This is a genomic window from Streptomyces achromogenes (assembly GCF_030816715.1).
Lineage (GTDB): Bacteria > Actinomycetota > Actinomycetes > Streptomycetales > Streptomycetaceae > Streptomyces > Streptomyces achromogenes_A.
The window spans coordinates 7739585-7751672 of record NZ_JAUSYH010000001.1; the positions used below are offsets into that span (position 1 = coordinate 7739585).

Here is a 12088-nt window from a genome sequence, read left to right on the forward strand (position 1 = left end):
CACCGGGTTCCAGCGGGCAGAGGTTCACCGCGGAACGCCGTTCTACAACGCGTGCTCGAAACGCGTTGCAAGGTAGTGCTCTTATTACTCACTGGTCAACGTTCGAACGATCGGCCGGTATTCAGCCGCAACGATTCGGTCAGTCGCACGCACGGGGCGGGGTGCCGGAATGCGGATGAACCCCTTCTGCCGCCGCCCGCGACCACCGGCCGCGGGTGTCGTCGAAGCATCAACAATCCCTGGAAATAGGCCCCTTGGAGCCGCAAGTCCGACATCGGGACGTCGGTTTCCGGCATCGTCCGCACGGCGGGTCACGATCCGTGTGTCGGCCCCTGAGCGGCGGGGAAGGCTTCGTGGTCATGACCACTCCCGACCCCGCTCCGGCCGCGGATGTCCTGGAACAGCTCTTCGTGGGCACCGCTCGCGGGCGGCCTGGCGGTCGGACCCGAGCGGCCGGTCGACGGAGCCCCGAGCGGCCCTTCGGTGGAACGCGGGCGGCCCCTCGGCGGAGCACGGGCGGCGGGGTGGCGGCGCCCGGACGACATCCGGGTGGCGCCGGGCCGTCCGAGTCGCGTGGGCTCGGCGGTGAGACGGGTCTTGACGTGGACCGGGCGGCTGCCAAGACTGGGCCGACTCCGCAGTCAAGCCGGTCCTCGGGAGGTCGTCGGCCGGCTTGGCTGCGTGGTCCCGGCGCGCGAGCCGGGGCGGTCCGGTGAACGGCAGTCGGCGGACGCCCCGTCCTCCGTCCGGGTCCGTGGCACGGGTGTCCGGAGTGTTGGCCGCCGGACCGTTGTGACAATCAGCCCATAGTGCGCGTATGACGCGTACCCGTACGGCGCTGCTGTGCGCCGCCGCCCTCCTCGCCTCGACCCTGCAGACCGCGGTCGCGGCAGCCCTCCCCGAGCGCCACGACCGCGCCTGCACCACGACTCGTGACCCGCGGGGTCAGGCACGCGAGGTCCTCGACATCGTCCGCAGGGCCAAGAAGGAGCTCGACCTCGAGGCCGCCCTCGTCAAGGTCACGGTCGGCGGCCGTGAACTCGTCACGGCCGCCGTCGGCGAGTCCATGACGGACGTCCCCGCCACCCCCGCCATGCACTTCCGGACCGGCTCGGTCGGCATCGCCTTCATGGGCACCGTGCTGCTCCAGCTCGTCGAGGAGGGCCGGGCGCACCTCGACGACCCGGTCTCCCGGTGGCTGCCCCGACTGCCGCACGGCGACAAGATCACCCTGCGCATGCTCGGCGACTCCACGTCCGGCCTGCACGACTACGTCACCGACCCGGCCTTCCTCAAGAAGCTCTACGCCGACCCCTGGCAGCACTGGACCCCCGAGGAGGTCGTCGGGTTCTCCCTCAGGCACCCCCTGTGGTACGCGCCGGGCACCAACTGGAGCTACTCGCACGCCAACTTCGTCCTCCTCGGCCGCGCCCTGGAGAAGATCTCCGGCACCCCGCTCGACCGCCTGCTGCGCCAACGCGTCTACCGGCCGCTCGGCCTGCGCAACACCCGCAGCAACGACACCGCGGTCATCCCGGAGCCCGTGCTGCACGCCTACGACGACGAGCGCGGCACCTACGAGGAGTCCACCTACTGGAACCCCTCCTGGACCACCGCGCCCGGCGCCGTCCTGACCCAGGACATCTGCGATCTCGCCCGCTCCGGACAGGCCGTCGGCTCGGGTGAGCTGCTCTCGCCGCAGTCCTTCCGCACCCAGCTGAACCCGGGCACGGTCGGCCTCGGCCACCCGACCGCCACCTGCCCGGCGACGGTCTGCCTGCCCATGACCGAGGACTTCCACTTCGGTGTCGGCGTCGTCGTCAAGAACGGCTGGGTGGTCCAGAACCCGTCCTTCTTCGGCTACGCGGCCGTGATGGCGTACGAACCGCACAAGCGGCTGTCCATCGCCGTGTCCACGACGGTGGGCCGCAACGCGCCCGGCGGCAACAATTCCCAGACGATCACCGAGCGGATCGCGGAACTGCTGGACCCGCAGCACCCGCTCGGCACCTGACCACCCGCGCTCGAACGGGCCGGAGCCCCGCCCTCCTTCGCCTGGACGGGGCCACCGGACCGTGTCACGAGAACGTGTGGACCAGCTGGATCTCGCCCACGATGTGCGCGTTGAACTCGGCCAACTCCTCCGCCGGAACCCACAGCTCGAGAATCGTCCGCCCGCCGGCCCGCTGCACCGGATATCTGCGCAGGAACTCCGTGTCGACCTCGAACCGGGTGACGTGCCCGGCGCCGTCGTGCTTGACGTTCCAGTCCCGGGCGATCCTGACCGCGTAGTCCTCGTTGAGCACCGGATAGAAGATCGGCTGCTCCGGGAGCCGGGGCGGCCAGGCGTGCCACTCGAGCTCACGCACCAGCTCCAGTTCCCGGGGGCCGGTGGGACGCCAAAGGGTCGTGGTGTCTCGGTGCTGCCTGGTCACGGGAATCGCTTCGCTTCCTGGTGCGGCGACCGCCGGTGCGGTCTGCTGACGCCCGACGGTATCCGCCGTCGCGCCACGCGGGCCAGCGACTTTGCCCGCGGTCGGCGCGGGACCGCCCGGCACCGACCACGCGTGCCTGCGCCCCGCCGCGCCAGGACGGCCACCTCGCGCGAGCCGAACCGCTCGAAGGAGGCGCTCCGCGGCATCGGCGGTCGCCGCCCCAGGCGCCCTCACGCCCCGTCGTGCCGTGTCGTGATCTCCGTGAGGTAGGCGCGCAGCATCGTCTTCGCCTCGTCGAGCAGGAGCGCGTCCCCCTCCGGGGCGCGGCGGAACGCCTCCTGGGCGAGGGCGTCGGCGGCGAGGATCGCGGCGTGGCCCGCCCTGGCCAGTGCCTCGTCGTCGCCGGCCACGCCCAGGGCGCGCAGCACACGGCGGATCCCGTCGGCCATCCGGCCCTTGTGCTCGCGGTCGGCGGCCCGGGTCTGCTCGGTCAGCCCGCTGCCGAACCACAGGGCGCGAAAGCCGTGCTCGGTCCGGTACACCTCGGCGTACGTGTCGACCAGGACGCCCACCGGATCGTCCCACCGCTCCCGCGCCGCGGCCCGGACCAGGTCGTCCATGACGCCCTCCAGCCGGGCGAAGTACCCCGTCGCGAGAGCGTCGATGATCGCGTTCCGGTCGGGGAGGTACTGGTACAGCGACCCGACCGACACCTTCGCCTCCGCCGCGACCCGGGTCGTGGTGAGCGCCTCGACGCCCTCGTCCACCAGGATGCGCTCGGCGGCCTCCAGCATCAGCGCCAGCCGTGCCCTGCTGCGCGCCTGCCGGGGGGTGCGGCGCAGGGGAACGCCGCCGTCGGGACCCGCGGTCGCCTGGACCAAGGAACTGCCTCCAAATCTGAACGTGACTTTGTTTCACGTTTACGCTACCTTCGCGCCCATGACCGCCTCAAGCGCGACGCCGGGCAGGGAGCGGACCGCCGTGGCGGGCGCCTGCCGGCGTCTGGGGGCCGAAGGCCTTCTCATCGGCACGGCAGGGAACGTGAGCGTACGCGTCGAGGACCGGGTCGCCATCACCGCGACCGGCGCCGTCCTCGCCGACCTCACCCCGGACCAGGTGACCGTGGTCGACCTGGACGGCAAGGTCGTGACCGGGGACCTGCAGCCGACCTCGGAACTGGAGCTGCACCTCGGCGTCTACCGCCGCTACGGAGCCGGCGCGGTCGTCCACACCCACGCCCCGATGGCCACCGCCGTCTCCTGCGTGCTCGACGAACTGCCGTGCATCCACTACCAGTTGCTCGCGCTCGGCGGCACGGTGCGGGTCGCGCCGTACGCCACGTTCGGCACGCCCGAACTCGCCGAGTCCGTGCTCACCGCGCTCGACGGCCGCAGCGCCGCCCTGATGGCCAACCACGGCGCGCTCACCCACGCCCCGACCCTCGGCAAGGCCGTCGAGAACGCGCTGCTCCTCGAATGGGCCTGCGGCGTCTACCAGCGCGCGGCAGCCATGGGCCGGCCGCGCGTCCTCGACGAACAGCAGCAGCTCGCGGTCGTCGAGGCCGCGATTGCCCGGAACTACGGCGCCACCCACCCCGTTCCACCCGCGCAGGAGGAAGTCCGATGAAGGTCGTCACGATGGGCGTGCACGTACTCGACGTACTGGTGCGTCCGGTGCAGGAGATACCCGAGGGCCAGGGCGCGACCCTGGTGGACGACATCCGGATGACCGCCGCCGGAACCGCCGGCGGCACCGCCCTCACCCTCGCCAAACTGGGCGCCGAGGTGCGCACGGCGGGCGCCGTCGGCTCCGACCCGACCGGCGACATGCTGATCCAGCTGCTGAACAGGGGCGGCGTCGACACCGGGTTCCTGGTCCGCCGCACCGACACCGCCACCTCCGCGAGCGTCCTGCCGATCCGGCCGAACGGCGACCGTCCCTCGCTGCACCTGCTCGGCGCGAACATCACGTACGGCCCCGACGACGTCCCGTGGGACGCCCTCGCCGAGGCGACCCATCTGCACCTCGGCGGCCCGGAGCTGATCGGCGTCGACGCGGCGGCGCGCATCCTGTCGTACGCCAGGGAACACGGCGTCGTGACCTCCGTGGACCTGCTCGCCCCCGGCGTCCTCGGCAGCTTCGAGCAGATCGAGGCGGCCCTGCCGTACATCGACCATCTGCTGCCCAACGAGGACCAGGTCCTCGGCTTCACCGGCGAGAGCGACCTGCTCACGGGCGCCCGGAAGCTGCTCGCCGCCGGCGTGGGCGTCGTCGCCGTCACGCGCGGCGGGGACGGCGCGCTCGTGGTGACGGCGGACGGCGCGGAGCCGGTGCCCGCCTTCGAGATCGACGTCGTCGACACCACCGGATGCGGCGACGCGTTCTCGGCGGGCTACCTCAGGGGCGTCAGCCTGGGCCGCACGCCGGGCGACGCCGCCGTGCTCGGCAGCGCCGCCGCCGCACTCGTCGCCCGGGGACTCGGCAGCGACCACGGCGACTTCGACCTCGCCGCCGCCGACGAGTTCGCCGCGACGCACAAACCCCGCCGGTGAGCCGACCGCGTACGAGCACCGAGGACGCCGGAGGGGCCGCAGCGGGGTGAGGCGGTCCGGGGTGAGACGGACCGGACCAGGGCGGGACGGGTCGGACCGGGGTGGCGCGGTCCGGGGTGGGGCGGGCCCGGGCGGGGTCCGCGGCCTCCGGGGACAACAGGCCTGACGCCGGGGCGTGTTCACGCGGTGACGGTCGAACCGGGCGAGTCCCAAAGGGGGTTGTGCGGTCCGGGGCGGGGCCGGGCCCGGGCGGGGCCGCGGCCTTCGGGAGCAACCGGCCTGGCGCGAGGGCGCGTTCACGCGGCGCCGAACGCCGTGAACGCCCACCCCGTCGCCTGGTGCAGGGCGTCTCCCGGGAGCGCGGCCCGCGCGTCCCGCAGGGCCTCGGCGAGGGACAGTCCGCGGCGCAGGCCCTCGTGCAGGGCCAGCATCAGGGGAACGACCGCCGCGTCGTTGACCGGTGCGCTGCTCGCGACCACTCCCGCCGTGCCCAGCGGCAGCAACGCCGTGACCAGGCCGAGCAGTTCGTCCGCGCCCACCGAGGCGAGCCGGGCGGTGTCGCAGCTGGAGAGGATGATCCGGTACGGGCTGCGGGCCAGTCGCTCGAAGTCGTGGACGATCAACGGGCCGTCCGCCATGCGCAGTGAGGAGAACATGGGGCTGTCGGCGCGGAACGTGCCGTGCGCGGCGATGTGCGCCAGCGCCGCCCCGTCCAACTCCGCCAGCACGCGCGGCACATGGGCGTCCCCGTGTTCCAGCACGACGGGCGTGCCGTACCGCCCGGCGACCTCCGGGACCTCCGCCCCGCAGGTGGCCAGCCCCGGCCCGCGCACGAGGACCTGCCGTCCGTCCGGGGGCGGGTCCGTCTCCCGGGCCCGCAGCCAGCCGCTCGCCGACGGCGACACGCTGACCACCCGCTCCCGTAGCGCCGGCAGCAGCGCCCACGGCACCCGGTGCAGTCGGGCAGGCGGCACCACCACGACCGGGCCCGGCCCCAGCCGCCCGGCCGCCTCACCGAGCAGCAGCTCCTCCAGCCGCCGTCCCATCGCCTCCACCACCGGCAGCCGCCCCTCCGCGCCGGGATGGGCCAGCCGGCGCAGCCCGGCCTGAACGTGCTCGGCCTCCCGCTCGGCGTCGGCCAGCAGCCCGCCCGCGAACCGGCGCACCCGCCCGCCTCCGCACAGCAGCACCTGCACCCGGCCGTCCAGCACGGCCAGTTCGACCAGCCGCCCCTCACCGAGCCGGTCCAGCAACCGCCGGGCGTCGAACCGGTCGCCGCCGAAGCGGTCGCCGCCCCAGGGCGTGACCCCGCGGATGTGCAGGGTCCGGGAGCGGATCTCCCGCTCCAGACGCCGCTGTTCGCGTTCCAGCGCGGGCACCGGCCGGCCGTCCCTGCGGGCGGCCTCCGCACGGGAGGCGATCACCCGGAAGGCGGTGAGTCCGCTCAGCAGCACCGGATCGGCCGGCGGCCGGGTCGGCGGCGTGGACAGCGCCGTGGCCCGCCAGCGCTCGCTCCACGCCAGCAGTCGCCGCGGCCCGCCCCGCTCCAGGCTGACCTGCTGGGCCAGTGAGGCCAGTTCGGCGCCCCGCGCGGTCGCGCGGGCCCGCAGTTCCGAGGCCCCCAGTGTCGTGCGGTGGTCGTCGAGGACGTCGAGGCCGCGCCGGCAGGCCTCCAGCACGCCCCGGCCGGAGCCGGTGGCCCGCGCCCACAGCGCCTGCGCCGCCCAGCCCGTCACCCGGGCCAGCGGCGGACCGCCGCGCCGGCTGCGCGCCGCGATCCGCAGATACCGCTCGGCGTCCGCGGCGCGGCCGAGGTCCAGCGCGATCCGGCCCGCGAGCAGCCAGGCCTCCGGCGCGGCGGGCGCCTGGAACGCCGCCAGCCGCTCGGCGAGCCGGGCGGCGTCCGCGACCAGGCGGCCCGACCTCCGCCCGGTGGCCGCCCGGGCCTCGATCAGCACGAGCCGCGCGTGCGCCTCCCACCAGGTGCGGCGCTGACCCGCGAAGAGCCGCTCGGCGACGGCCGCGCGGGCGATCGCCGTCCCCGGATCGTCCGCCAGCCGGGCCGCCCGCGCCGCCGTCAGCAGCAGCTCCGCCTTGCGGGTGGACTGACCGCCGATCCCGTCGAGCACGCCGATCGCGGCGTCCGCCTCGGCCAGCGCCTCCGGGGCGAGACCGGCCGCCATCAGGACCTCGCACCGCCGGATGGCCAGCATGAACGTCGGCGTGCCGAGCTTGTCGTACCGCTCCTGCGCCTCGTCGAGGAGCCGCAGCGCGGCGGGCACGTCCCCGGAGTGGAAGGCCGCCAGCCCCCGGCTCTCCACCGCGTCCGCCTTGTCGTGTTCCTGGCCGGTGGTGTCCCACAGTGCCTCGGCCGCCGCGAAGTCCGCCTCGGCCCGCTCCACCGCCCCGAGGGCCAGGTGCACGGTGGCGCGCAGGGTGCGGGCGCGCGCCGTCCAGATGACGTCGTCCGCCTGACGCAGCACGGGTATCGCCCGGCGGACGTCCTCCAGCGCCTCGCGATGACGGCCGAGCACCCACAGCGAGTAGGCCCGCCGGTAGAGCACCCGCGCGCGCGTGTGGCCCGTGCCGCGGGCGACGCCCCGCTCGAACGCGGCCAGCCCCTGCCGGGTGCGGCCCGCGTGCACCAGCGCCACGCCGAGCGTGCCGAGGACGTCCGCCTCACGCTCGGCCGAGTCCGAGCGGGCCGCGAGGTCCCGGGCGCGGCGCAGATGGTCGAGGGCGAGCCGGACGTCCCCCCAGTCCCGCTGCCAGATGCCGATCACCTGATGGGCGACCGAGGCGTGCAACGGCGTCGGATCGGTGTCGAGCACCTCCTCCGCCCGCGACAACGCGTCGCCCGGGGAGGCGAAAACCATCGGCAGCAGTGCGAGCACCGAGTCGTTTCCCGCTGTCACCCCAGGGATGGTAGTGCTCGGGGCCGCACAGCACACCGGTTCGCGACGAAGGGGCGCGCGGCCGCAACCGCACCACCCTCATCCGCCGTCGCACCACCTGTATCAGACGACGGCCTCGCGGCTCACTCTGACGACCACCGGCCTGCACGGGAGGACATGCCATGGCACCGCAGCGTTTCCACGAGCAGTTCGACCAGATCCAGCGTTCGCTGCCCGATGTCCCGTTGGCGATGGGACCGGACGACTCCGCCGAGTTCATCTACGAGAAAGGCGTCGTCCTGGCCCGTGACGGCGAGGAGGCCCAGGTCGTCGAGGAGGCAGTCCGCACGCACTTCACCGCGACCGAGGGCCTCACCGCGGACCATGTGCGCCACGCGGGCCCGCGGGCCAACCGGTCGGGCATCACCCGTATCCGGGTCGGCGACCCGGGCGAGGGGGGCCGCGCCGCCGACCACGCCGTCGCGGGGGCGTTGCGCGCGCTGCGCGAGACGGAGGGCCGCGCGGGCCGCCGGCTGGTCAGCCGCAACCACGTGGTGTCGATCGCGGTGAACGCCTGCCCCGGTGACGAGCCGGTGCCCGCGCCGCGCACCGGGCCGGCCAACCCCGCCGCCGCAGGGACGGCGTACGACCCGGCGCGCGCCGTCGGCGTCCTCGTCGTCGACACCGGCCTCACACACGACTACCGCTCCTACCCGCTGCTGGCGCACACCGAGGGCGACCTCCAGGTCAGGGAGACCGACGAGGACGGCGTCCTCCAGCAGTACGTCGGTCACGGCACGTTCATCGCCGGGCTCGTCGCGGCCGTCGCGCCGAACACCGACGTCACCGTGCGCGGCACGCTCAACGACGCGGGCGCGATCCTGGAGTCCGAGTTCGGCGAGCGACTCTTCGACGCCGTCGAGGACGGCTGGCCCGACATCCTCAGCCTCTCCGCGGGCACCTCCAACGGCCGCGTCGACGGTCTGCTCGGCGTGGCGGCGTTCATGGACGAACTCCGCTCGCGGCACACCCTGTTGGTCGCCGCCGCCGGCAACAACGCCAGCGCGGCGCCGTTCTGGCCCGCCGCCTACGCCGCCCTGCCCGAACACGCCGACGCGGTCCTGTCGGTGGGCGCGCTGCGCGGCGACGGCGCGTTCGGCGCGTGCTTCAGCAACCACGGCCCCTGGGTGACGGCGTACGCCCCCGGTGAGCGGCTGGTCAGCGCCTTCACCGGCTTCGGCACGCCCGTCCCGTACGTCTACCAGCACTCCACGTACGAGGCTTGCCGCTACGGCTTCTCCTACTCCTGCACCTGCCGCTCCCCGCGTCACACCGGGGTGTTGAGCGAGGAGCGGCATGCCGCCCCGGGCAAGCCGGACCAGGTGATGTTCGAAGGTCTCGCGTCCTGGAGCGGGACGTCGTTCGCGACCCCGCTGGCCGCGGGCCTGGTCGCCGCCCACATGACCGCGAACCAGCTCACCGACCCCCGGGCCGCGGCCCGCCAACTGCTCGCGGGCAACGCCGAGTTCGCCGAGGTGCGGGGCGTCCATGTGCCGGCCCTGCTGCCGCCCACCTGGCGGCCGGTCCCGGTCGGTGCCGCGTGAGGGCCTCATGACGTCCGGGACGGACCCCGCCACGGCGTACGATGACAGGCCGTACACGAGGGGTGGGACGGTGGACCGTACTGAGGTCGGAGCGCTCGTCCAGTCCGCCGTCGACGGCGACGCGGCGGCCTGGAAGGGCCTGGTGGACGGGCTGAGCCCACTGGTGTGGTCGGTGGTGCGCGCCCACCGGCTCTCGGACGCCGACGGTCACGAGGTGTACCAGACCGTCTGGTTCCGCTTCGCCCAGCACCTCGGACGCATCCGCGAGCCGCACAAGGCGGGGTCCTGGCTCGCGAGCACCGCCCGCAACGAGTGCCTGAAAGTGATCAAGGGTCTGCGCCGGCTCACCCCGACCGACGACCCCCACCTGCTCGACCGGGCCAGCGAGGACCGCACGCCCGAGCAGTCGGTGCTGGACTCGGAGGAGGCAGCCGCCCAGGGCGAGCGCGTGCGTTTCCTGTGGCAGGAGTTCGAGGCGCTCGGCGAGCGCTGCCGGCAGCTGCTGCGGGTGCTGATCGCCACGCCGCCGCCCAGCTACCAGGAGGTGTCGGCGGCCCTGGGCATCGCCGTGGGCAGCATCGGCCCGATGCGCCAGCGGTGTCTGCGCCGGCTGCGCGCCCGACTCGACGCACGGGGAGCTCTGTGAACGCCATGAGCGACACGAACGGCATGAACCCCAAGAACCCCAAGAACCCCAAGATCCCCATGGACCACGTGGACGACGGCGAGCCGGACGACCTCTTCGGTGACGTCCCCTTCGTCGACGAGGAGTTCGACCACGACCGGATGGAGGAGGAACTCCGCGGCGCCGCCGCCGTCCTGGACCCGGTGCCGGCCGAGCTGAGGCGGGCCGCCGTCGAGGCGTACGCGCTGCACGACCTGGACGCGCGGATCGCCGAGCTGACCTTCGACTCGCTGGTCGACGCCGTCCCGGTGCGGGGGGCGGTGGACGTGCCGCGGATGCTGACGTTCCACTCGGACGGGCTCACGGTCGACGTCGAGGTGACCGAGGACGGGCTGCTGGGACAGCTGCTGCCGCCGCAGCCCGCGTCGATCGAGGTCCTGCACGGCCCCCGGGCCGGAGCCGCGCTCACCGCCGACGACCTGGGCCGCTTCGCCTCCGCCGCACCGCCTGCCGGCCCGTTCGCTCTGCGGCTGCGGACCGGCGGGGACGTGGTCGTCACGGAGTGGCTGCGCGCCTGAGGCCTCCGCCCCGCAGGCCGGTCGCGCCGGACGGGTCGTGCGGGGCGGGTCGTGCGGGGCGGCCGGCCGGTGGGGCTCAGCCGGTGACGGCGTCCACGAGAGCCGCCAGCGCCGATGCGAGCCGGGTCAGCCCCGGGCCGGCCGGACCGCACGGCTCGCTCATGTACGTGTCCCGGCGGATCTCCACCATCAGCGCGCTCACCCGGGGGTCCTTCCCGTAGTACTCAAGGGGTACGTACGTCCCCGCGAACGGGCTGTCGAGGCCCGTGTCGCCGATCTCCCCGAACGCCGTCCGCGCGGCCGCCGCCAGCTCCGGCGGCGTGTGGAAGCCGTCGGTGCCCAGGCACACCGCCGGCCGCGGCCCGTCACCGTGCAGCTCGTAGGGGAGCGGCGCGGCGGGATACGAGTGCACGTCGACGACGACGACCCGTCCGACGGCCGCGAGCCGTTCGCCGACGGCGTCCGCCATCGCCCGGGCGTACGGCCGGAAGTAGCGGGCCAGCAGCGGCTCGGGGTCGGTGTCCTCGGGCCGCAGCGGCTCGCGGTGCGTGGTCCGGGTGTAGACGGCGCCCATGCCGGCGGCCAGCATCTCCTCCCGCTCGTCCGGGAACCGTTCCGGGTCGACGACAAGGCGCGACAGCCGGTTCACGAACCGCCAGGGAGCCGCACCCGCCAGCCGGGCCGCCTCCTCGGCGATCCGCGCGGTGTGCGTGTCGGTGATGTGGTCCAGCTCCCGCTCCAGCGCCCCGTCGCCCAGCACGATGCCCGCCCGCACCTCTTGCGGTATCTCCCGCGCCGAGTGCGGCACATGGAGGATCACCGGCGAGCCGGCGTCGCCGGGAAGGAACGTGAAGGACGGTGCGTCAGCGGTCACGGGGCTGCTCCGGGGGCGTTGTCAGTGGCGTGGGGCATGATCGGAGACGCCATCACAGCACGACGGCGAAGAGGGCGGGGGAGCGGCATGGCGCCGACGAACGAGCAGGTCACGGGACACACGTTCCTGAAGGCGCTGTACCGGGACGGCTACTACCCGGATCACCTGGTGGACCGGGGCAGGGAGATCCTGCTGCGGCTGTGCGAGCGCGTCGAGGCCGAGCGGCCCGCCGGACTCGACGCGCTGTACGCCCTCACCCACGCCGCCACCGAGGAGTTCAACGCCCTCCAGGACGCCTTCTGGGAGGCCGACAGCGAGATCGAGACCGTGGCCCGGGAGGAGATAGCCGGGGACTTCTGGTTCGTCGCCCGGTCCTACGGCTTCGCGGACGCGGACGTGGAAAAGCTGATCGCCACCCGGGACTGGTGAACACCGGGCCGCGCACGGCGGAGGTGCCGCGCCCGGGGCGACGCGCCGCGCCCCGGCCGGGTGGTGCCGGTCGGGGCGCGGGGGTGCCGTACGGACG

General features: G+C 74.1%; 11 protein-coding genes. 7 read left to right on the forward strand and 4 right to left on the reverse strand.

Going from position 1 to position 12088, the window contains the following annotated elements; translation table 11 throughout:
• Positions 1–817: 817 nt before the first annotated feature.
• On the forward strand, positions 818–2014 hold the full coding sequence (locus tag QF032_RS34465; protein ID WP_307059131.1) for a serine hydrolase domain-containing protein: 1197 nt from the start codon (positions 818–820) through the stop codon (positions 2012–2014).
• 64 nt (positions 2015–2078) lie between these two features.
• Here the strand turns inward: QF032_RS34465 and QF032_RS34470 are convergent, their stop codons facing one another.
• Together QF032_RS34470 and QF032_RS34475 are read right to left on the reverse strand one after the other, a co-directional pair.
• On the reverse strand, positions 2079–2435 hold the full coding sequence (locus QF032_RS34470; RefSeq protein WP_373430415.1) for a hypothetical protein: 357 nt from the start codon (positions 2433–2435) through the stop codon (positions 2079–2081).
• Positions 2436–2665: 230 nt separating this feature from the next.
• Positions 2666–3316, reverse strand: coding sequence for a TetR/AcrR family transcriptional regulator (locus tag QF032_RS34475; RefSeq protein WP_307059133.1), 651 nt, complete (start codon positions 3314–3316; stop codon positions 2666–2668).
• 58 nt (positions 3317–3374) lie between these two features.
• On the opposite strand from QF032_RS34475, the gene QF032_RS34480 reads away from it, so the two are divergent.
• Positions 3375–4061 carry a class II aldolase/adducin family protein gene (locus QF032_RS34480; RefSeq protein ID WP_307059135.1) on the forward strand — a complete coding sequence of 229 codons (687 nt, stop codon included), beginning with the start codon at positions 3375–3377 and terminating at the stop codon, positions 4059–4061.
• Positions 4058–4987: a carbohydrate kinase family protein gene (locus tag QF032_RS34485; RefSeq protein ID WP_307047914.1), complete on the forward strand. Its 930-nt coding sequence runs from the start codon at positions 4058–4060 to the stop codon at positions 4985–4987. Before QF032_RS34480 ends, QF032_RS34485 begins: the two co-directional genes overlap by 4 nt.
• Before the next feature lie 296 nt (positions 4988–5283).
• On the opposite strand, the gene QF032_RS34490 is transcribed toward QF032_RS34485, so the two are convergent.
• A complete protein-coding gene (locus QF032_RS34490; RefSeq protein WP_307059137.1) occupies positions 5284–7902 on the reverse strand; it encodes a CHAT domain-containing protein in 2619 nt (872 codons plus the stop codon).
• Positions 7903–8063: 161 nt separating this feature from the next.
• Between QF032_RS34490 and QF032_RS34495 the strand changes: the two genes are divergently transcribed.
• From QF032_RS34495 to QF032_RS34505, 3 genes are read left to right on the forward strand one after another with little or no spacing between them, the layout of a single operon-like run.
• Positions 8064–9485 (forward strand): S8/S53 family peptidase, encoded by a 1422-nt coding sequence (locus tag QF032_RS34495; protein ID WP_307059139.1) that lies wholly within the window; start codon positions 8064–8066, stop codon positions 9483–9485.
• A 7-nt stretch (positions 9486–9492) separates the two neighbouring features.
• A complete protein-coding gene (locus tag QF032_RS34500; protein WP_306947073.1) occupies positions 9493–10131 on the forward strand; it encodes an RNA polymerase sigma factor in 639 nt (212 codons plus the stop codon).
• Between the two features lie 5 nt (positions 10132–10136).
• Positions 10137–10688 carry a hypothetical protein gene (locus QF032_RS34505; protein ID WP_373430416.1) on the forward strand — a complete coding sequence of 184 codons (552 nt, stop codon included), beginning with the start codon at positions 10137–10139 and terminating at the stop codon, positions 10686–10688.
• A gap of 76 nt (positions 10689–10764) precedes the next feature.
• On the opposite strand, the gene QF032_RS34510 is transcribed toward QF032_RS34505, so the two are convergent.
• Positions 10765–11562 (reverse strand): N-formylglutamate amidohydrolase, encoded by a 798-nt coding sequence (locus QF032_RS34510; RefSeq protein WP_307047919.1) that lies wholly within the window; start codon positions 11560–11562, stop codon positions 10765–10767.
• A gap of 87 nt (positions 11563–11649) precedes the next feature.
• Between QF032_RS34510 and QF032_RS34515 the strand changes: the two genes are divergently transcribed.
• Positions 11650–11991, forward strand: coding sequence for a DUF5713 family protein (locus tag QF032_RS34515; RefSeq protein WP_306947066.1), 342 nt, complete (start codon positions 11650–11652; stop codon positions 11989–11991).
• Positions 11992–12088: the final 97 nt, after the last annotated feature.